The organism is Bacillus sp. SIMBA_005 (assembly GCF_046535585.1).
Lineage (GTDB): Bacteria > Bacillota > Bacilli > Bacillales > Bacillaceae > Bacillus > Bacillus pumilus.
In genome coordinates this window covers 243,647-262,910 of the sequence record NZ_JAWRWI010000007.1, presented here as the reverse complement: position 1 = coordinate 262,910, position 19,264 = coordinate 243,647, and the positions used below count along the sequence as shown (strand labels likewise).

The following is a 19,264-nucleotide window of genomic DNA, read 5'->3' as shown; positions in this document are numbered from 1 at the left end:
TTCGTCCTTTCTTTATATATGCAAAAAGAAAGAACTCCATGATGAATCGGGCAGAAATAAAATTGGGTTGTACTTTTTCACACTTTCCGATTCCACCTTGAGCCTCTGCTGCATTAAATAATGTATAGATAAGAAAGGAGTGAAAGTATTGTCTATTGAAGAAAGTGCTGATTTATTATACACACAACTATTAAACGAATTAATCAGCAATTATGATGATTTCATTGAGATCAAAGATTCCGAAAATGTCACAATTCATAAAACAGATGTAACAGCCGCACTCTCCCTTCAAGCGACCGTAACGACAATCATTACTCTTTTAATCCAACTTCTTGTACCAGACGATGAATTGGCTGCAGACATCACAGATCAGCTTTTAGCCACACAACAAGTGACAGTCCAAAAGAAAACTGTGATTCAAATCATCAATTGCTATAACGTCACGATTACACTATCTGATGCATCCATTATGAACTCCGTACAAATTCTCACTCAAACATTGAATGTACTATTAGTTGAAGCCGGCATTCTTTGACCCTTTCTTTTTCTAACATTATGTATGAAAGAGGTGAAATAATCGTGGCTGAAGAGAACGAAAAAAAGGAATTTCAAATCAACACTGAGGTTGATCCATTAACGAGTCTTCTTGTAAGTGATATTTTAAACAAAAACAATATCACAGATGATCAGAAAGCAAATATTTCAGATGATCAAAGAAGAATGATTTTGAAATTAGTTGAGGACTTACAAAAGAAAGCAGATGACTTCGTACAACAGCAGCAGGAGAAAAAAAGGCAGGCTGAGGCAGCAAAACATGTGGAAGAAGTAGCCCCTGAACCGCAAGTACGTCCAAAACGAAATTCACTTCGAGATCGTATTCAACAGCGCCGTGATGCGCAGCGAAACAACGATTAAATAAAAATGGGTTGCGTGATAGGGTAAATGCCTGAGACAAAACAACGCATGCCAGCATTTAATAAAGTAAACGGAAGGAGGAATAGAAATGGATTCTAAACCATACTCTTGGGTCGCTCTAGATCGTAACTGTACACACCACGGACACCACGGCGATTACAACTATGAAAGAAAAGCAGTTTGTGACGGCCACTATTATGATGATGAAGACGTCTTGCAAGACTTTGATCAAGTAAGTGTGACAAAGCAGACATCTGAGGAAGTCATTATCGTTAGAGACTCTTGTGACATTAACGTCTCTTCTGTTGATGCACAGGTTGCAGCATCTATCCAAGTAGCTGTTCAAACAGCGATCATTACCATTACAAACATCTCAATCGCAGACGGTGATTTAGCAGACCGCGTCACACAAGATCTCTTACAAGCCGCTACTCACAAACAAACAAACCGCCAGAAACTTGTCATTGAAAACTCTAGAAACGTTACAGTATCAACAATCGATGCGGATATCTCGATCGCGATTCAAACACTTACTCAAACACTTGTTGCGACAATCGTTGCAATCGGTATCCTCTAATGTCCAAAAGCAGAGCGAAAAGCTCTGCTTTTCCTTTTATAAAAATACAACAAATATAAATAGTCATTTACCCACACCAACTAGAGGGCGCATACATATGTTGTTAAGGACTAAAGTCAAATACCTTGTTAAAGGAGCTGAAATCCATGAGCTGCGGAAAACACCATGGCCGACATGATGAAAACTGTGTATGCGATGCGGTTGATAAGATTTTAGCAGAGCAGGAAGCTGTAGAAGATAAATGTCCTACGAGCTGCTACAGTAATTTATTAAGCCCGACAGTTTCTGGAAAAGATACAATTCCGTTTTTACTTTTTGATAAAAAGGGCGGATTGTTTTCTACTTTCGGAAACATTGGAGGATTTGTTGACGATTGCCAATGCTTCGAATCCATTTTCTTCCGGGTTGAAAAATTACACGACTGCTGTGCTACGTTATCTGTATTAAGACCTGTTGATGTACACGGACATACGCTCAGCGTGTGTCACCCTTGTGACCCTGACTTCTTTGGTCTAGAAAAAACGGACTTTTGTATTGAGGTTGATCTAAACTGCTTCTGCGCAATCCAATGTTTAAACCCAGAACTAGTAGACAGAGTCATGCCATCGAAAGATAAAAAGCATCATCACCACGGCTAAATCAATCATCCGTTGACCTAACTTGTCATGAGTCAAAGCATCCCCTTCCTTACGAATGACAGTCAATCATGCGGAACAGTCAGCATAAGAGCTGCCGCTTCCGCATTGATTGAAAGTAGAAGTATCAACCGGTAAAACAAAAAGCTTGTAGATGATGACAGTGCTCAAACACTCAAACAAATTTCCTAGTATAGGAGGGTTGAATATGAGCCGCAAACATTCATGGAATTGTGTAGCAGAGGCTGTTGAAAATATTAACGACTTACAAAATGCCGTTGAAGAAGAATGTCCGACCAGCTGTTACAGCAATCTCCTTTCTCCATCCCATTCATTAGGTGACACTGTCCCGTTTGTTCTCTTTACCTCTAAATCAAAACCATTCGTCGCATTCGGAAACGTTGGAGAAGTAGATCCAGGTCCTTGCTTTAGCACTACATTTTTCAGAGTCGAACACATCTCTGACCACTGCGCAACACTCAGCTTGCTAATCGCATTTGACAAAGACCGTCATATTTTAGATTTTACAGATAAAGATTCCGTATGTGATGTGTTCCGATTAGAAAAATCGAAGTATTGCATTGAAGTAGATCTTGACTGCTTCTGCGCAATCGAGTGCTTAAATCCACGACTCATCAACCGTAACTGCTAACAAAAAAAGTCCCTCTATGGGACTTTTTTTATTTGTTAAAAGCCAAGCGGATGAATCGAGGAAATTTCATCTATTGCCAATTCAACTGGATTTCCCCCGCCCGCTGTTCGAATGACCACTGTATCTTCTTTTCGATCCATGATAATCCCTCTATAAGTTTTACCATCAGATTCAATCAGGCAAAGGGCTCTTGGCATATTATGAGGCAGGCTTGTGAGAAAATCGACTTTTTCGTCAATGCTCATCTGACTTAAAGGCTTTTTCACTCGTTTTCTTCTAGGTTCTTCTTTTGTTTCATGAAATACACCTTCTGGCGGCTTTTCCTCTTCTCGCTGGGGTTTTCGTTCTTGTATAAGCTCTGGTTCTTTTGAGATGTCTTGTTCTTGGGTAAGCTCTGCTTCTTGCATCATGTCTTGTTCTTGCTGACGCTCAGGCGGCTCTGCTTCTCTTTTCTTCTCGATTTCTTGAGCCACGGGTTCCTCGTGTGTACCTTCTTCGTTCTTGTCTTTTTTACTCTTAGAAATTTCTTGTGGTTTTTCGGGTTTCTTTCGCTTTCTCACAATATTTTGCATGGCCGGCATTGATTCATCATAGCTCGGCTGAACAATATACATAAGCGGTTTCTGGTTCTCATCACCTTTATTTGACATACTAATCCCTCCCGAATGATTCATTCCTTATATATATGAGCGGACGACTCAAATCAGAAGAAAAATAAAAAAACAGCATACCCTTATTCGGTATGCTGCAAATCATTTAGTTGTTTAGCGGGCAATGATATGGAAGCCAGAATCAACATGCAGATTCTCACCTGTCATGCCGCGTGATAGATCACTGAATAAGAATAGCGCTGTATCGCCAACTTCTTCAGGAGTCGTTGTACGGCGAAGCGGTGCACGCTCTTCAATATCCTTCAGAATGGTATTAAAGCCGCTGATGCCTTTTGCAGACAGTGTACGAATTGGACCAGCAGAAATACTATTCACACGAATACCTTCTGCGCCTAAATCAGCTGCTAAGTATTTCACACTTGCTTCAAGTGCTGCTTTCGCTACACCCATTACGTTGTAGTTAGAAACCACACGCTCTCCGCCTAGGTATGTAAGTGTGACGATGCTTCCACCTTCTGTCATCAATGGGCGCGCTGCTTTTGCTACAGCTGTTAAAGAGTATGCACTAATGTTGTGCGCCAAAAGGAACCCTTCACGGTTCGTGTTTAAGTATTCACCGACAAGCTCTTCTTTGTTTGCAAATGCAATCGCATGCGCAACGCCATGAATGACTTGTACTTTTTCTTTAATTGCAGCGAAACATTTTTCGATTTCTTCGTCACTTGTCACGTCACATGGAAGAATGATTGAATCATCGCGCTCAAGTGTGCTTGCAAGTTCTTTTACAGATTCAGCAAGACGATCTCCAACATAAGTAAAAATCAAACGAGCTCCAGCTTCGTGAAGTGAGCGGGCAATTCCCCATGCGATGCTTCGTTTGTTGGCAACACCCATTACCACGATATTACGGCCTTCTAAAGAAAAGTTCATATGTAATAAAGCCTCCTATTTTTTCAAGACATAGTATTAGTACCTGATCATAATATTATCACAGATCATGAGAGAATGACAATTTCCGCTGAAAGAAAGTTTCTTTTTCATCAAAAAACCGTCCACACGAGTGAAGACGGTTTGACTTTATTAACGTTTGAGCCGGTTTTGCTGATAAGCAAAATGGTTGGTAGGTCCGTGTCCACCTCCAATATTCAAAGGGTACTTGATGGCTTCATGGACAAAGGTTTCTGCAGTTTCAAAAGCTTCTCTCATGGAGTATCCTTTCGCAATTTCAGCTGTTAATGCTGCTGCAAACGTGCAGCCTGTGCCGTGTGTATGCGGGGTATCAATGTGTTCATTTGTGACTTCTATAAAGCCTTTTCCATCATACAACAGGTCTGTAATCATCCCGCCAGATGGGCCGTGACCGCCTTTGATCACGACATGTTTCGTACCAAGCTCATATAAACGCTCCGCTGCTAGATATCGATCTTCTTTTGTCTGAATGCGCATATCTGTCAGCACTTCTGCCTCAGGAAGATTCGGCGTTACGGCATAGCTGACAGGCAGCAAGTGTGTTTTTAATGCTGAGACCGCATCTTCATTTAATAAAGAAGCGCCTCCTTTTGCGATCATCACTGGATCGACAATCAGCTTCATGTCATATTGAACCGTTTTTTCAGCAACTATCTTGATCATATCTGCACTCCACAGCATTCCTGTTTTGACGGCATCTGGCAGTAAATCCTCTGCCACTGCATCAATTTGACTTTCTAACGCCTCGATTGAAAGCGGATATACCCCATGAACACCTAGTGTGTTTTGTGCCGTAATCGCTGTGATCGCAGACATTCCGTACACACCGAGCTCCTGAAAGGTTTTTAAATCAGCTTGAATGCCTGCGCCGCCGCCAGAATCAGAACCTGCGATTGTAAATGCTTTTTTAATCGTCATTTCATCACACCTCTCATTAGCCAATCCATTGATGATAAATGGTTCTTGCTTTTGCCATATCATTTGTGCCATGGACAAGGGCTCTGCCGTCTTTAAATAAGACAAGCTTATATTCATCCTTTTGACAGGAAAGCAAATACGGATTTTCAAGGACATCCATCCCTGCTTTCTTTAACCGAAGAGCCACTTCGTGTAACGAAGGCGGAGTTTCAGCTGCACTGCGGATTTGGACCGTATTGCGGCCGCATAGTACATCTGCCTTTGCTCTCTTGTCATAGGAGAGAAAAGGATATGTTTTCATTCCGCAGCTTGGACATTGTTTTTTCTTTAAGGAACTGGCTGATCGGATGTCAGACCGTTCATTGGTCCATAAATCAAACGATCTTAAAATCGGCGTCACGTGATGACCCGTTAAATACTTCAGGGCATCTGCCACTTGATATGCTGCCACCTGCTGCACAACTGGACTAATGATACCGGCTGTATCACATGTCATGCCCTGTGCGGGTAAATGTTCAAGAAGGCAGTGTAAACACGGTGTTTCACCAGGAATGACAGTAAATTGAATACCATAGCTGGCAACGCAAGCTCCATAAAGGAATGGAATTTGATGTTTCACAGCAGCATCATTAGCGATCATTCTCACTTCAAAATTATCCGCTGCATCGACAATGATTGAAGCGCCGCTGACCAGTTCGTCAATATGTTCAGCGGTCACATCGACGACGATTCCCTTGACCTGTACGTCACTGTTTATCTGTTTGAGTCTATTTTCAGCCGCCACGGCCTTTGGCAGCCGATCCTGCACATCTTGCTCTGTGTAAAGCTGCTGACGCTGAAGGTTGCTCCACTCAATATAATCTCGATCCAAAATGGTGACAGATCCAACGCCAGCACGAACAAGCATTTCAGCACTAGCTGTCCCAAGCGCTCCCGCACCAATAATGACAGCCTTTGAGTCATTTAACCGCTTTTGCCCCTCTGTGCCGATTGGCTGAAAGAGCTCTTGACGTGAATAACGAGTGCTCAAAATGCCGGCATTCCTTCCTGCGGGCTACTTGCTGTCCCGTAGTTTTTCAATGGAATGCGTCCTGCCTCGAAGCCTAGCCTTCCTGATTCAATCGCCAGTTTCATGGCTTTTGCCATTTTCACAGGGTCCTTAGCGCCTGACACAGCTGTGTTCAGTAATACAGCGTCAGCTCCTAGCTCCATCGCATAAGCCGCATCTTTTGGAGAGCCTACACCAGCATCAATAATCACTGGTACCTTCGCCTGCTCGATAATAAATGAGAGATTCAGAGGGTTTAGTAAGCCTTGCCCTGAACCAATCGGCGAAGCACCTGGCATGATAGCATGGACACCAAGCTCTTCTAATTTTCTTGCCAGTACCACATCATCAGATGTATATGGCAGCACGATAAATCCTTCTTCGAGTAGCATTTCGGATGCTTTTAACGTTTCGACTGGATCTGGCAGAAGAGACCTTGAGCAGCCAATGACTTCTACCTTGATCATGTCACACAGTCCGGAAGCCTTCGCTAAGCGAGCAATACGAACTGCCTCTTCTGCTGTACTTGCACCAGCTGTATTCGGAAGCAGCGTATATTTAGATAAATCCAGCTGTTCCAAAAAGTTAGGCTGAGATGCTTCGAAAATGTTCATTCTTCTCACAGCAAAGGTTAATATTTCTGCTTCTGATACGTTCACAGCTTCTTTTTGAATTTCAAATGATGGGTACTTCCCTGTACCAAGTAATAATCTAGATGTGAATGTTTTTCCGCCAATATGCAGCATGTTGTCATCCTCCTCCTACAAAGTGAACGATTTCAATCGTGTCATTAGGTTGAATTTTCACTTGTTGAAACGCTTCTTTATCAATAATTTCTTGGTTCTTTTCCACAATCACTACTCGATTTTCAAGGTGATAGTCTGATAGCAGGTCATAGATCGTTCCATTCTCTTGATCGAAATCAACGATTCTGCCATTCAATTGAATTTTCATACAAACAGTGCCTCCTTTCGGTCAATACGAAATGCGTGAAGCCATTCTTTTTTGACCGGTTCACCTAATATCAGGTCGCGAATGATCTTTCCAGTAATCGGAGCAAGTAAAATACCATTTCTGTAATGACCAGCAGCAAAAAGAATACGCCGATCTTCTGGGTGTCTTCCGATGTAGGGATGCTGGTCGCTTGTCGCCGGACGAAGGCCAGCCCAGCACTGATCAATCGGCATCTCCTTAATCGAAGGCATCAGCTGTGACGCCTTTTGAATGACAGCTTCGATACCGCCAAGCGTTGGAACAGTTTGCCACTCGTTTGGCTTCATCGTTGCGCCAACGATCAGTTTGCCGCTATCTCGTTGAACGATGTAACAATGATCATGGTAAATGGTGTGTTGGAGTGCTGGACCATGATTCCATACAGACACACATTCCCCTTTTACTGGATAAAGAGAATGAGATAATCCAAGCTCTTCAAAAAAATGGCCAGACCATACACCACTTGCTACAGTTAGTTCATCACATGTGAATGTCCCCATCGTTGTTCTAATTGCTAACGCTTCTTTCTCCCGCTTCACTTCGATCACGGGTGTACACTCTTTCACTTCTGCCCCGTACCTGACCGCCGCCTGCCAAAATGCTCGGCATACCGCATAAGGTTCGACATGAACATCCTCTTTAATCAAACCTGCTCCTAGGATGTTCTCTGCCATTTGAGGCATGCATTTTTTTACGCTGCCTGCGTCCATCCACTCAAATGTAGACAAATGCTGCATCCGGCAAAGTGCTTGTTTCTCCTCTTCGGTAAAGGCTACCTTCATGATACCGCCCACTGATGTTCGAATATCAATGCCAGATTCATGCCGTAAATCGACTTTTAACTTCTCGTACAATGCCTGGCTTGCTCTGCCTGCTTGAAAGAAAATATCCTCATGACCCTCTCCTTCAGCATGTGCACCAAGCATCCCAGCAGCAGCACTTGTCGTTTGCTTCCCTGCCTCATTCGCCTCAAATAAAACGACCTGCTTTCCTACTTTTGCAAGGTGATAGGCAATGGACATCCCTATGATTCCACCACCAATGATTGCCACATCATAATGCTTCTTCATAAGGATTCTCCTTTACTTGTTTAGAAAATGCTTGTGCCATCTTGCGCGGCTGATGATGAGTAAAAATTCCAGACATGACAGCAATCCCTTTCACATTCGCTTGTCTCAATTCTGGAACGCGCTCAGGTGTCACACCACCAATTGCCACCACTGGTATAGACAGTACAGATGTCAGTTCTTCCACAAGCTGTATGCCTCTTGCCTGAAGTCCTGGTTTACAAGTGGTGTCATATACGTGCCCAAACATGACATACTCTGCTCCATTTTTCTCAGCTGCTTTCCCTTCTTCTATCGAATGAACGGAGACACCCGCATGAAGATGAGGGAATTTTTTCCGCAGCTCTTTTGGCGAAAAGCTATGGCCCGGGAGATGTACCCGGTGAATATTGGTGAGCAGCGCAACGTCTACTCTGTCGTTGATCATGAGCTTCTCTTTTGGTACACCTTCTAAAAGGAGACATTTCACGATATCAACAAGCTCACTTGCTGTTTTAGACCGTTCCCGTATATGAATAAAATCCACTTCAGATACAATGGCTATTATTTGTTTGATCAGCTCTTCCGCAGGAAGCGAATCATTTGTCACTGCGTGGAGTTCCATTTGCACCAACCCCATCTAAGCATGCTGTTTGCCACATTTCTTTTTGATACGCCATCTCCCAGAAATGGTATTCGTAATAGCTAGAAATCACAAAATTTTCTTTCATATTGGTCCGCACATGTTCTGTTGCTTTTTCGGCTAGTTCATCAAAGCGGTTGACCTGTTCAAAGACGAGCTCCTTAAACCAATCTCCTCCATATGTCAAAATCCATTCTTGATAAATCGGATGGTCAGGTGTGGTTTGTTTCAGCTTTTCACCCACCTCATAATAAAGCCAGTAGCACGGCAATAACGCAGCCAATATCTCTTCGAATCGTCCGCTTTTCACAGATCGGTACATATGTGAGGTATACGCGTAAGCAGTTGGAGATGGCTTAAAGTTCTCGATGGCTTCATCTGAAATCTCTAAAAGCTCTGTAAACTTTCTATGCAGCGACAGCTCCGCTTCATACGTCCCCTGCGCATGATACGCCATTCTGCCCGTCGTATGTAAGTCCTCGCTAATCGCCGCTCCATATGCTTGCACCTTTGCAAAATGAGTTAAATAATATGAATCCTGCATCACGTAATAAGTGAAACGATCGAGTGACAGCGTGCCATCTCCAATCCCTTTCACAAAGGGGTGTGTAAAGCTTCCATTCCACCATGTTGCTGCTGCTTCTTTACATTCAGTTGAAAACGTCATGTTTCTCTCCTCCTGTTTTTCCATATAAAAAAGCCACTTTCCATATGGAAAGTGGCTTGGAATTTGTCAAAAGCATAATCAAAAACCGCACCACTTCCCTACGCAGGTATGAACCTGTTCAGGTAATGAGGGTCTAAAAGTCAATACTTTTATCTCAGCCCTTTTAAAGGACTCCCCTAGTGGATCAAATATATGATGTTGTACTTCTATCTTAATCAGGAATTGTTCATTGGTCAAGGGTTCATTGTTACTCTAATTGGGCTCTTAGTCCTGCCACATATTCACGAGAGCCCGACACAAGCACACGGTCGCCGCTTCTAAGCGTCGTATCTCCATGTGGGACTAAACTGTCTACCCCTCTGAAAATACGGACAAAGACCAAATCGCCGGTGAATGGAAACTCCCTCAGCATGACATTGTGAAAGCGATGATTGTTCATTTGAATTTGATACAAGGAAGTATCCTCATTTGTTAATAATCGAATCGCATCCGGTGCTTCAATCAAAGCTCTTAGCACCGTTTTAGATGATAGGAAATTAGAAAACGTATCAATGCCCGCTTCCTTCAATGTCAGCTCTGCCTCAGCTTTATTCACACTCGCAATGACTTGTTTTGATCCTTCTTCCTTTGCAAATAAAGCAATTTCCTTATTTTTTGTCTCACTGCCTGTTGCGACGACGAGGACATCCTCCCGGCCAACGCCTGCCTTTCGCAGCGTCTCATCGTCGTACTTCTCAATCGATTCCACTTCAAAGATGGAGTCGGCAAGCAGCGCTTCTTTATTTTCTTGAAAGACATGCAAAATTCGAATATCATATTCATCCTGATGTAAATCGAGTGTGACAGGTAAGGTGAGCTGATTTGCACCAATAAAGGTCACACGTTTTTTATGGCTCGCAGCTTGTTCTTTTTTAAACAGCGCTTTAAACCAAACAGGCGTTAAAATACTCGTGAGTACCGCGACTAAAATCAGCGCGCCGGACATTTTATGATCAATGACTCCAAGCCGCTCCCCGATCGTCGCTGCTGCAATGACGAGTGATAACGTCGATGTTAATAAAAAGCCAGAGCCGATCACTTTTTTCATGTCATACCATTTTTTCAAATAAAGGATCGGGATGAGCTTACTAATCAGTAATGCAATAAATAGCAGCGGGATCATGATCATAATGGTTGGGTCCTTGAACAGTGCCCATATATTCAAATCAACTCCGACCATCACAAAGAAGATAGGGATCAAAAATCCGTAGCCAAATGAATCCAGCTGCTGAACAAGCTCTTTATTCGGCGAAAGAAGAGACACAAGCACACCTGCTAAAAATGCCCCAAGAATATTTTCAGCACCGAGTGATTCAGATAAGGCAACTAAGACTATAATGAGAGTAAAGATCGCCCTTGTCCCAATTTGCACGGTCCCTTTTGACATGGACTGAAAAATTGACTTTGTCTTAAATACGCGGCCAAATAAATAAAGAAGGATGCCTGCAGCAAATAATAAGAGCAGAAGCCACATATTCCCTGTACCATCGCCATAAATGGAGGAAAATACAGCAAGTAAAATCATTGTCACCAAATCAGCAATGACAGCGACAAGCAAGATGATTTGACCGATATTCGTCTGCATCAATTTTTCCTCTTTTAAGGTGGGAACCACTACCCCTAATGAGATCGTCGATATAATGAGCGTCATTAAAAAGGCATTTTGGATAAACCCTGCAAGAACAAACGCATAAGACAGGATAAAAGAAATACTAAATACGCCAAGAAAAACAATAGTGGCTGCAATAAACGTATTTGGCTCTTTTAGACCATTTGGCAGTTCTCGTGCTTTCTTCTTTGACTCGAAAGAAGAAAAATCTATTTCAAGTCCACTTAAAAACATCAGAAAAATAAAACCGAGCATGGATAACGTATCTAACCACGCATCATGTTCAACAACCAGTTGAAGACCGCTTTTTCCAATGATGAGCCCCATGATGATCTCAGCAACAACGACCGGAATGGTCAGCTTAAATCGGTGCAATAAAAGTGGGGTGAAAAAGGCAACAATAATAACGACAACGAGTGATGAAACAGATGTATGCTCCATTGGCTAAAGCCTCCTAACATTGATGTTTAATCTTTTAAGGTTTACGTTAAAGCATTGATTCTAACAATTGCCTAAATGAAAAGAAAGCCATTCGTTATATGTTCTAAAATTCAAACTTCTTTAACCCCGATGAATGGATGAGTAAAATCAGGAGGAAATCTTATGAAATTTGATATCATTGGTGATATCCACGGCTGCTACGAAGAGCTGCTTACCCTCTTATACAAACTAGGATACGAACTCAAACATGGATTACCCGTCCATCCTGATAAGAGAACGCTAGCACTTGTCGGTGATTTAACAGATCGAGGACCTCAGTCAGTAGATGTCATGCGCTTTGTCATTCATGCCTACGCACACGGCGCGATCCGCTACGTACCTGGCAACCATTGCTTTAAACTATATCGCTATTTGAAAGGAAATCCCGTGAAATTACTTCATGGCATTGAAACCACAGTGAACGAAATAAAAAAGCTTCCCCTTCATGAACAAACGAAATTGTCACATGAATTTAAGCAGCTATTTGAGAAGGCTCCGCTTTACGATGTACTTATTCCTGATGAACTAATGATTGCTCACGCAGCGATGAAGGAAAAGGACATTGGTAGAAAGCCGAACAAACAGATGCGATCCTATCTATTATTTGGCGCAGTCACAGGAGAAACATGGCCGGATGGACGACCTGTGCGGAAGGATTGGGCAAAGGAATATCGCGGAAAACCATGGATTGTCTACGGGCATACACCAGTGAAAGAACCGCGGTTCGTTGGCAGAACCGTCAACATTGATACAGGCTGTGTATTTGGCCACCGGCTGTCTGCCCTTAAATACCCTGAGCTTGAAACGGTTTCTGTTCCATCCTCTATGCCTTATGACGATTCAAGGTTTCAGCATTTCACATCATAAAAAAACCCGGTCCTGAGCTTGCAGGTAGCCGGGTTTCTCTATTTAACGGAGCAATGATTTCATGTCTTCAGGAAGCGGAGCCGAGAATGTCATTTCCTCCCCGGTCATCGGATGAGGAAAGACAAGAGTCTCACTATGCAGTGCCTGCCGGTTCATCTGCTCACTCGTTCCGCCATATAACGTATCTCCGATGAGCGGATGACCAAGATACTGCATATGAACACGAATTTGATGGGTTCTCCCCGTTTCAAGTGCCAGCGTCACATCTGACATGTTCAACTCAGCGTCCACCGCTCGCACTGTAAAATGCGTCACAGCTTCCTGTCCAGTATCATCGACCATTCGCTCGATGATACTATCTCCTTTTCGGGCAATTTTTGCACGAATGGTTCCACGCTTTTCTTTGATCAAGCCATGTGTAAACGCTCTGTATGTTCGTTTGACCGCTCCACTTTTCTGCGCTTTTGATAAAAGGCTGTGGGCAAAGCGATGCTTGGCCACAAGCATGACGCCAGATGTATCACGATCAAGGCGGTTCACTAAATGAACCGTCAGCCGAACAGACTGCTCTGCATAATGATGCAGCAATCCATTCGCAATACTGTGCTCTGGGTGCTCCCGAGAAGGAATAGACGGGATATGTGGCTTTTTATTCAGCACAAGAACGTGCTCATCCTCAAATAAAATATCAAGCGGAATCTGAGCAGGCTTCAGCCCTTCACTCACTTTTTCCTCGGGGAATAAAATAGTGAGCGTGTCTCCGTTATGCAGCTTGTATCTCACAGTCACATGCTCTCCATTAATGAGGAGATCACCGCCATCAAATTTAATATCCGTCAGCATTCTTTTCGAAATGCCAATATCTATTAAATAATCCTTTAAAAGCAGCCCTTCTTCTTTGGCTGTCATGGTTTTGTTTAGTGTAAAGTATTCCAGCGAGAACGACCTCTTTCTTATTCACCTTTTCCGATAAAGGAATCTTGCACCCTTTTCCAAAATGGAAATGGTCTAAATCGGGCAAAGCGGACATTCTCGTCTGCTACCCGGCATTGAATGGATTTGACGTCCTTATGAAGCAGCGTCAAATGATCAATGGTTACCTGAAAATCGACATCATTCCTCGGTTTAATGACACAAGTATGATGGTCTGGTAAAATAAGCGGCGAACCGACCGTTCGAAACACTCTGTTGTTGATTGAAGCCATTTCTGCCAGCTGAATGGCTCTAATGGAAGGATGAATAATGGCGCCCCCAAGTGCTTTATTATAGGCTGTACTGCCAGACGGTGTAGACAGACAAAGACCGTCACCTCTGAATGTTTCAAACAGCTGACCCCTAATTTCAACATCTGCCACAAGTGTCCCTTCCATACTTTTAATCGTACATTCATTCATGGCTAAATATTTCTCTTCTCTGCCGCCGTCGTTGTATCTGACAATGACTTCTAAGATTGGATATTCCACAATGTGATAAGGTGTTTTCGCTATAGCTAAGACGAGTTTTTCAATTTCACTTGGCACCCAGTCAGCATAAAAACCAAGATGACCTGTATGAACACCCACAAAAGCTGTTTCATTCAGACGGTCGCTATAACGGTGAAATGCATAAAGAAGGGTGCCGTCACCACCAACCGTAATGACAAGATCTGGTTCCTCTTCATTGAGTTCCATTCCGAAATCCAATAAGTAGGTCTGAATTTTATTTTTGAGTGTGTCAGATACAGAATTCCCTTTCGAAGAAACTGCAAATTTCATGAATTCTTCTCCTTTTCCACCTTGCTGCTATAAGAGGGCAGCATCATATTTGATCAAGCACAGGCTCAGCTGTCGTTTTTCTTTTTCCGGGAAAATGCTACTTGTGCTTCTTGAATTTCCCCTCTAATTTCGGACATCTCATCATCAAGAAGAGATGCTGCCTCAGAAGCTCTTTGAAGGCGCAGCTTGACTTTCTCCGGGATATTCCCGCTATATTTATAATTCAGAGAATGCTCAATGGTCGCCCAGAAATTCATCGCAAGTGTACGAATTTGGATTTCGACAAGGAGCTGTTTCTCTCCATTGATCGTTTGCAGCGGATATAACACAACAAGGTGGTACGAACGGTATCCGCTTTCTTTATGCTCTGCAATATAGTCGCGTTTATCAACAACCACGAAGTCTTTTCGTGACTGGAGCATTTTTTTCACGACTTGTATGTCTTCTACAAACTGGCACATAATGCGAAGCCCAGCAATATCCTGCATCGTTTCAATTTCATGCATTGGGATGTTTTTACGCTTTGCCTTTTCTAATATGCTGGCAACGGGTTTCACTCGGCCTGTGACAAATTCTACTGGTGAATGGTCATCCTCGAATTCATACAGCTTTCGAATGCCTTTTAGTTTCACTTTTAATTCTTCGACTGCTTGTTTATACGGTGCGAGGAATTGATCCCATTGTTTTTTGTCCATGAAACTTCCCCCAATTCCATATACCTAATTATTTCAGAGGAATGTGCTCTTCACTTTCTCTTCCATATCTCCGTAATTGGCATTGTCTTTAATATTGTCGATTAAATAATGTAATTCTTGATGAAGCTGAATGAGTTCTAACGAATGGCCTCCTGCTGTCAAATAGACAGGGATGTCAAGATTCATTGCTTCTTTTAATGGACCCCATGTATGTTCCCCTAAGATAAGATATGAAAAGGACTCCTCGTTTTCAAGTATGTAAACGAACGCAAAGTGATCAGAATCAACAAGCATTTGTCCTGATGCTTTTGCTTTTTGGATTTGCTCTTCTGACTTGGTCGTCAAAATCAGCCTGTCTTCTTTTAAAGTTGCTTCTGCGATTTCAATTCGGTTTTGCATCATGATCTCCTTTACAACAAAGTACAGCTTTATTTTATCATATCAAGTTCAATATTGATAAACCGAACTTTTTGAGAAAATCCTATTTTCTTCTTATAAATGATCCTTTCACGTAATTATCCATTGATTTTGGCACATGCGGAAAGAGAAATAATAGATAAAAACTGTCTTTTACATGATGAACATACTTCATGTACAATAATCATATTTCCTCTAAATGAAAGGTTGATGTCAAAATGGCCCAGGAAATTGAAATAGAACTAAAGCAATTGTTAATGAAAGAAGAATTTGAACAGTTGAAACAACATTTTCAATTGAAGGATTCGGATTTTCACACACAAACCAACTATTACTTTGATACACCCCAATTTGATATAAAATCTCAATTTGCTGCATTAAGAATGAGAGAAAAAAACGATCAGTGGGTTCTCACGTTAAAGGAACCACACGAAATAGGCTTACTCGAAACCCACCAAACAATTGCTCCTCCTTCAAGCCTTGACGATTTTCAGCTGCCAAAAGGTGAAGTGGCTGACAGGCTAGACCATTTGAACATTCAAAAGGATCAAATTGTGTATTTTGGTTCACTTGAAACGTCAAGAGCTGAAAAAATGATCAAAGAAGGCTTAATTGTTTTGGATCACAACCGATATTTAACAATAGAGGACTATGAACTTGAATTTGAAGTGAGCGACCTGGAAATCGGACAATCCGCATTCTCCGCATTGCTCCAACAATTTCAAATCCCTGTACGAAACACGAAAAACAAAGTCGTACGTTTTTATGAAGAGAAAATGAAAACACAGAATAGATGAATTCCTTGAAGGAGGAACAAGATGAACGTCAATCAAATTCAATCCTTTATGCAGCTCCAAGCGCTTAAAACGTTACAATCAGACCCTGGACAAACGCAAATGCCGGGCGGCCAAGAATCGAATGCACAAGCTTCATTTCAGTCGCTGCTGCAAGATTTTTTAGGCGGATCAGAATTATCACGCCTGCCGCTTTCAATTTCTGCATTGATGGGAACGGACCCTTCAACGGCTCCGAACACGCAATACGCGCGTACAAACCCATACTTATCTGCTATCGCTGGTGGTGAGCAGCTTCAAGCTCAACCTTCATATGCAAATGACGCTCAATTGAATGCAGCAAATGGTATTGGAAATGTCTTAAACAACAGCTACACGCCGCCGCTTCAAAAGGCTGTTTCAAGCGGCTCATCATCAAAAGAAATTAATCAAATTGTGTCACAAATGGCTCAAAAACATGGTGTTCCAGAAAAGCTGATTCATGCGGTCATTAAGCAAGAATCCGGCTATCGTACGAATGCGGTTAGCCATGCAGGCGCACTTGGCCTCATGCAGCTTATGCCTTCTACAGCTAAGTCCCTTGGTGTGAATAATGCCTTTGATGCGGCCCAAAACATCGAAGGCGGTACGAAATATATAAAACAAATGCTTCAGAAATATAATGGAAATGTCTCACTCGCCTTAGCTGCTTATAATGCAGGCTCAGGAAATGTCGATAAATACGGCGGCATTCCACCATTTAAAGAAACACAAAATTATGTAAAGAAAATCACAGCACAATATTTCGCTTAAACCGAAGAGAATAACCTCTTCGGTTTTTTGTATGTCGCTTTTCACCCTTTTTTGACTGAATGTGTTATGATATGGTCAATTGATCACGGAACCCGCCTCTCCCCTTATTTCCAATAGACCAAAGCGGTTTGTTTGTGGAATTGAGTTGAGGTTGTTAAAATAAATATACAAGAATAGAAACAATAAAATAGAACAAACTGAATATCACTTTTGAAATAAATGAATTCACAATAGGGCGCTTCATCCTATTAACTACGAGTAAAAGGAGTAGTCAACATGGTACAATCGTTTAACGCACCTTACGAAGCGGTTGGAGAGGAACTTCTATCGCAACTTGTTGATACTTTTTATGAAAATGTAAAGTGTCATCCTTTGCTTCATCCTATTTTCCCGGATGACTTAAAAGAAACAGCAAGAAAACAAAAACAGTTTTTAACTCAATATTTAGGCGGACCCCCGCTTTATACAGAGGAGCATGGTCACCCTATGCTACGGGCGAGACATCTCCCTTTTCCGATTACTGAGGAGCGGGCTGACGCATGGCTTGAATGCATGGAGGATGCAATGGATCAAGTAGGATTAACCGGCGATATTCGTGACTTTTTATTTGAGCGGCTCTCTTTAACGGCTCGTCATATGGTCAATCAAACACCTGAAAAGGATGGACGATCTTGAGCTGCAATACGCACGATCAATATTTCTCACACTGTCACGGACATCCTCAAAAGCCGATTGAAATCTATGTATTCATTGACCCTCTAAGTCCAGACTGCTGGTTATTAGAGCCATCCATTAAAAAATTGAAAATGAAGTACGGCCGTTTTTTCACTTTACGAACGGTGACAAGCTCTAGTATTAATGCATTGAATCGAAAACGAAAAAAGCATTTACTCACCGAAGCATGGGGGAAATTCGCGACCAAAACTCAGACCAAAAAAGAACAAATGCTGTCTGAACAAATTGTGACCTCACCCTATCTCGCCTCGCTTGCATTAAAAGCGGCTGAACTTCAAGGCAGAAAATGCGGAATGAAATTTCTGCGTCTCATTCAAGAATCACTTTTTTGCCATCAGCAAGATGTCACAAGTGAACATGTACTGCTAGAAAATGCAAAAAGCGCTGGACTAGATATCGAGGAATTCCAGCGCGATATTCATTCTCAAAGTGCTGTCAAAGCACTAAAATGTGATATGAAAATTGCCGCTGAAATGGACGTGTCTGAGCTTCCGACCTTTGCCTTTTTTAATACAGTAAACGGAGATGAAGGATTAAAAATTTCAGGTGCGTACTCTTACGATGTGTACGAGGAAATCCTTTTTGAAATGATTGGTGAAAAACCAACCCCATCAGTACGGCCTCCAATTGAATGGTTTATTGCTTACTTTCAATTTGCATCTGCCAAAGAGATTGCGGTCGTATATGACCTGACACTTGAAGAAGTTGAACGAGAAATGAAAAAGCTGGCTTTCGCTAAAAAAGTCGAACGTGTACAAGTGCATCAAGAAATGTTTTGGCGCTACAAAGAAGATGATCATCCTTCAGATCTTGATGTCTATCGCTGTGAGAATGAACATGGGTGCTGACCCATGTTTTTTCTTTACCTCAAAAAGGAACACTTGTTCTTTTTTAAACCACGAAGAAACCGCGCCGGGATAAGCGCGGTTTCACTATGTCTTAACGACAACAAAGGGGATGGGAGAAATTTTTCACGGTCAAACAAAGGGGTAATGTTTGTATGTGATTAATTTCACATCTGTAGTATATCAAATTTTGTCGACTTATGACAACAGATATACTATATGTTCATATTTTTGTCACAAAACATAAGAGGGTTGTCACTTTCATATAGTGAAAGTAACGAAAAAATGGAGGGATCTGCATGCGCAGCACAACCATTGGACTTGTTTCCATTGGCTTATGTTTCTTTTTAAATATATTAGGCTTAATGAAAATGCTTCCTCTTTATCTCACATCGCCTCTCTTATTTGCTGCAATACTTTTTACACTTTATCGAATGAACCATCGGAAGACCTTTAAGGGATTTAAAGGGTGATGATAAGAAGCGGCCTCTACATGCGAAGAGGTCTTTTTTTGTGAGAAAAAAACTCCTGTCAAAAGATGAGTTTGCACTCACACGTCTGAC

General features: G+C 42.1%; 25 protein-coding genes and 1 riboswitch. Of the genes, 11 read left to right on the top strand and 14 right to left on the bottom strand.

All coding sequences use genetic code 11. The features are described from left to right. Positions 1-148 precede the first annotated feature (148 nt). The 5 genes from SB660_RS13940 (at position 149) to SB660_RS13920 (ending at position 2,779) form a co-directional block, all read left to right on the top strand. Complete coding sequence (locus tag SB660_RS13940; RefSeq protein WP_058014273.1) at positions 149-535, top strand: spore coat protein; 387 nt, start codon at positions 149-151, stop codon at positions 533-535. Positions 536-579: 44 nt separating this feature from the next. After that, positions 580-915, top strand: a complete 336-nt coding sequence (locus tag SB660_RS13935; protein ID WP_041815414.1) for a hypothetical protein — start codon at positions 580-582, stop codon at positions 913-915. Between the two features lie 88 nt (positions 916-1,003). Next, the gene (locus tag SB660_RS13930) at positions 1,004-1,492 is read left to right on the top strand and encodes a spore coat protein (protein ID WP_058014275.1); all 489 of its coding nucleotides are present in this window, start codon (positions 1,004-1,006) and stop codon (positions 1,490-1,492) included. A 146-nt stretch (positions 1,493-1,638) separates the two neighbouring features. After that, the gene (locus SB660_RS13925; protein WP_003211658.1) at positions 1,639-2,130 is read left to right on the top strand and encodes a CotY/CotZ family spore coat protein; all 492 of its coding nucleotides are present in this window, start codon (positions 1,639-1,641) and stop codon (positions 2,128-2,130) included. Between the two features lie 205 nt (positions 2,131-2,335). Further along, entirely contained in the window at positions 2,336-2,779 is a 444-nt protein-coding gene (locus SB660_RS13920) for a CotY/CotZ family spore coat protein (protein WP_058014276.1), read from the top strand. Between the two features lie 35 nt (positions 2,780-2,814). Here SB660_RS13920 and SB660_RS13915 read toward each other — a convergent pair whose 3' ends face one another. The 10 genes from SB660_RS13915 to SB660_RS13870 form a co-directional block, all read right to left on the bottom strand. After that, on the bottom strand, positions 2,815-3,429 hold the full coding sequence (locus SB660_RS13915; protein ID WP_180309219.1) for a CotO family spore coat protein: 615 nt from the start codon (positions 3,427-3,429) through the stop codon (positions 2,815-2,817). A 114-nt stretch (positions 3,430-3,543) separates the two neighbouring features. After that, the gene (gene fabI, locus SB660_RS13910) at positions 3,544-4,320 is read right to left on the bottom strand and encodes an enoyl-ACP reductase FabI (RefSeq protein ID WP_017359660.1); all 777 of its coding nucleotides are present in this window, start codon (positions 4,318-4,320) and stop codon (positions 3,544-3,546) included. A gap of 150 nt (positions 4,321-4,470) precedes the next feature. Then, the gene (gene thiD, locus SB660_RS13905; RefSeq protein ID WP_410582973.1) at positions 4,471-5,277 is read right to left on the bottom strand and encodes a bifunctional hydroxymethylpyrimidine kinase/phosphomethylpyrimidine kinase; all 807 of its coding nucleotides are present in this window, start codon (positions 5,275-5,277) and stop codon (positions 4,471-4,473) included. Between the two features lie 16 nt (positions 5,278-5,293). Continuing rightward, a complete protein-coding gene (locus tag SB660_RS13900) occupies positions 5,294-6,307 on the bottom strand; it encodes a thiazole biosynthesis adenylyltransferase ThiF (protein ID WP_410582971.1) in 1,014 nt (337 codons plus the stop codon). Continuing rightward, complete coding sequence (locus SB660_RS13895; protein ID WP_058014279.1) at positions 6,304-7,071, bottom strand: thiazole synthase; 768 nt, start codon at positions 7,069-7,071, stop codon at positions 6,304-6,306. Before SB660_RS13895 ends, SB660_RS13900 begins: the two co-directional genes overlap by 4 nt. 4 nt (positions 7,072-7,075) lie before the next feature. Next, the gene (thiS, locus tag SB660_RS13890) at positions 7,076-7,279 is read right to left on the bottom strand and encodes a sulfur carrier protein ThiS (RefSeq protein ID WP_180309222.1); all 204 of its coding nucleotides are present in this window, start codon (positions 7,277-7,279) and stop codon (positions 7,076-7,078) included. After that, a complete protein-coding gene (gene thiO, locus SB660_RS13885) occupies positions 7,276-8,388 on the bottom strand; it encodes a glycine oxidase ThiO (RefSeq protein WP_180309223.1) in 1,113 nt (370 codons plus the stop codon). The genes thiS and thiO overlap by 4 nt, the downstream gene beginning before the upstream one ends. Beyond that, positions 8,372-8,989 carry a thiazole tautomerase TenI gene (tenI, locus tag SB660_RS13880; RefSeq protein WP_180309224.1) on the bottom strand — a complete coding sequence of 206 codons (618 nt, stop codon included), beginning with the start codon at positions 8,987-8,989 and terminating at the stop codon, positions 8,372-8,374. The genes thiO and tenI overlap by 17 nt, the downstream gene beginning before the upstream one ends. Further along, positions 8,964-9,674, bottom strand: coding sequence for a thiaminase II (tenA, locus tag SB660_RS13875; protein ID WP_410582968.1), 711 nt, complete (start codon positions 9,672-9,674; stop codon positions 8,964-8,966). Before tenA ends, tenI begins: the two co-directional genes overlap by 26 nt. 78 nt (positions 9,675-9,752) lie before the next feature. Beyond that, a riboswitch (TPP riboswitch) is annotated at positions 9,753-9,862 on the bottom strand. A gap of 59 nt (positions 9,863-9,921) precedes the next feature. After that, positions 9,922-11,763 (bottom strand): monovalent cation:proton antiporter family protein, encoded by a 1,842-nt coding sequence (locus SB660_RS13870; protein ID WP_410582966.1) that lies wholly within the window; start codon positions 11,761-11,763, stop codon positions 9,922-9,924. Positions 11,764-11,925: 162 nt separating this feature from the next. Here SB660_RS13870 and prpE point away from each other — a divergent pair, with 162 nt between their 5' ends. Further along, positions 11,926-12,669: a bis(5'-nucleosyl)-tetraphosphatase PrpE gene (gene prpE, locus SB660_RS13865; protein WP_180309227.1), complete on the top strand. Its 744-nt coding sequence runs from the start codon at positions 11,926-11,928 to the stop codon at positions 12,667-12,669. Positions 12,670-12,711: 42 nt separating this feature from the next. On the opposite strand, the gene SB660_RS13860 is transcribed toward prpE, so the two are convergent. The 4 genes from SB660_RS13860 to SB660_RS13845 form a co-directional block, all read right to left on the bottom strand. Further along, positions 12,712-13,578, bottom strand: a complete 867-nt coding sequence (locus SB660_RS13860; protein WP_410582964.1) for an RluA family pseudouridine synthase — start codon at positions 13,576-13,578, stop codon at positions 12,712-12,714. A 44-nt stretch (positions 13,579-13,622) separates the two neighbouring features. Beyond that, the gene (locus SB660_RS13855) at positions 13,623-14,423 is read right to left on the bottom strand and encodes an NAD kinase (RefSeq protein ID WP_058014287.1); all 801 of its coding nucleotides are present in this window, start codon (positions 14,421-14,423) and stop codon (positions 13,623-13,625) included. Positions 14,424-14,488: 65 nt separating this feature from the next. After that, positions 14,489-15,118, bottom strand: coding sequence for a GTP diphosphokinase (gene yjbM / locus SB660_RS13850; RefSeq protein WP_003211990.1), 630 nt, complete (start codon positions 15,116-15,118; stop codon positions 14,489-14,491). 33 nt (positions 15,119-15,151) lie between these two features. Further along, positions 15,152-15,517: a UPF0738 family protein gene (locus SB660_RS13845; RefSeq protein WP_180309229.1), complete on the bottom strand. Its 366-nt coding sequence runs from the start codon at positions 15,515-15,517 to the stop codon at positions 15,152-15,154. 236 nt (positions 15,518-15,753) lie between these two features. Between SB660_RS13845 and SB660_RS13840 the strand changes: the two genes are divergently transcribed. The 5 genes from SB660_RS13840 (at position 15,754) to SB660_RS13820 (ending at position 19,174) form a co-directional block, all read left to right on the top strand. After that, positions 15,754-16,332, top strand: coding sequence for a CYTH domain-containing protein (locus SB660_RS13840; RefSeq protein ID WP_410582961.1), 579 nt, complete (start codon positions 15,754-15,756; stop codon positions 16,330-16,332). A gap of 21 nt (positions 16,333-16,353) precedes the next feature. Continuing rightward, entirely contained in the window at positions 16,354-17,121 is a 768-nt protein-coding gene (locus tag SB660_RS13835; RefSeq protein WP_180309230.1) for a lytic transglycosylase domain-containing protein, read from the top strand. Positions 17,122-17,397: 276 nt separating this feature from the next. Then, positions 17,398-17,796: a globin domain-containing protein gene (locus tag SB660_RS13830; RefSeq protein WP_008355333.1), complete on the top strand. Its 399-nt coding sequence runs from the start codon at positions 17,398-17,400 to the stop codon at positions 17,794-17,796. Beyond that, complete coding sequence (locus SB660_RS13825; RefSeq protein ID WP_169056298.1) at positions 17,793-18,704, top strand: ClpXP adapter SpxH family protein; 912 nt, start codon at positions 17,793-17,795, stop codon at positions 18,702-18,704. Before SB660_RS13830 ends, SB660_RS13825 begins: the two co-directional genes overlap by 4 nt. Positions 18,705-19,000: 296 nt before the next feature. Further along, on the top strand, positions 19,001-19,174 hold the full coding sequence (locus SB660_RS13820) for a hypothetical protein (RefSeq protein WP_044139629.1): 174 nt from the start codon (positions 19,001-19,003) through the stop codon (positions 19,172-19,174). Positions 19,175-19,264 lie beyond the last annotated feature (90 nt).

Bases quoted from the DNA above. Each gene is read 5' to 3' on its own strand.
- SB660_RS13840 (WP_410582961.1), top strand. From the start codon at position 15,754: ATGGCCCAGGAAATTGAAATAGAACTAAAGCAATTGTTAATGAAAGAA.
- thiO (WP_180309223.1), bottom strand. From the start codon at position 8,388: ATGAAGAAGCATTATGATGTGGCAATCATTGGTGGTGGAATCATAGGG.
- SB660_RS13835 (WP_180309230.1), top strand. From the start codon at position 16,354: ATGAACGTCAATCAAATTCAATCCTTTATGCAGCTCCAAGCGCTTAAA.
- SB660_RS13820 (WP_044139629.1), top strand. From the start codon at position 19,001: ATGCGCAGCACAACCATTGGACTTGTTTCCATTGGCTTATGTTTCTTT.
- tenI (WP_180309224.1), bottom strand. From the start codon at position 8,989: ATGGAACTCCACGCAGTGACAAATGATTCGCTTCCTGCGGAAGAGCTG.
- thiS (WP_180309222.1), bottom strand. From the start codon at position 7,279: ATGAAAATTCAATTGAATGGCAGAATCGTTGATTTCGATCAAGAGAAT.
- thiD (WP_410582973.1), bottom strand. From the start codon at position 5,277: ATGACGATTAAAAAAGCATTTACAATCGCAGGTTCTGATTCTGGCGGC.
- SB660_RS13830 (WP_008355333.1), top strand. From the start codon at position 17,398: ATGGTACAATCGTTTAACGCACCTTACGAAGCGGTTGGAGAGGAACTT.
- SB660_RS13895 (WP_058014279.1), bottom strand. From the start codon at position 7,071: ATGCTGCATATTGGCGGAAAAACATTCACATCTAGATTATTACTTGGT.
- SB660_RS13860 (WP_410582964.1), bottom strand. From the start codon at position 13,578: ATGACAGCCAAAGAAGAAGGGCTGCTTTTAAAGGATTATTTAATAGAT.
- SB660_RS13920 (WP_058014276.1), top strand. From the start codon at position 2,336: ATGAGCCGCAAACATTCATGGAATTGTGTAGCAGAGGCTGTTGAAAAT.
- SB660_RS13925 (WP_003211658.1), top strand. From the start codon at position 1,639: ATGAGCTGCGGAAAACACCATGGCCGACATGATGAAAACTGTGTATGC.
- SB660_RS13870 (WP_410582966.1), bottom strand. From the start codon at position 11,763: ATGGAGCATACATCTGTTTCATCACTCGTTGTCGTTATTATTGTTGCC.
- SB660_RS13855 (WP_058014287.1), bottom strand. From the start codon at position 14,423: ATGAAATTTGCAGTTTCTTCGAAAGGGAATTCTGTATCTGACACACTC.
- fabI (WP_017359660.1), bottom strand. From the start codon at position 4,320: ATGAACTTTTCTTTAGAAGGCCGTAATATCGTGGTAATGGGTGTTGCC.
- SB660_RS13930 (WP_058014275.1), top strand. From the start codon at position 1,004: ATGGATTCTAAACCATACTCTTGGGTCGCTCTAGATCGTAACTGTACA.
- yjbM (WP_003211990.1), bottom strand. From the start codon at position 15,118: ATGGACAAAAAACAATGGGATCAATTCCTCGCACCGTATAAACAAGCA.
- prpE (WP_180309227.1), top strand. From the start codon at position 11,926: ATGAAATTTGATATCATTGGTGATATCCACGGCTGCTACGAAGAGCTG.
- SB660_RS13915 (WP_180309219.1), bottom strand. From the start codon at position 3,429: ATGTCAAATAAAGGTGATGAGAACCAGAAACCGCTTATGTATATTGTT.
- tenA (WP_410582968.1), bottom strand. From the start codon at position 9,674: ATGACGTTTTCAACTGAATGTAAAGAAGCAGCAGCAACATGGTGGAAT.
- SB660_RS13845 (WP_180309229.1), bottom strand. From the start codon at position 15,517: ATGCAAAACCGAATTGAAATCGCAGAAGCAACTTTAAAAGAAGACAGG.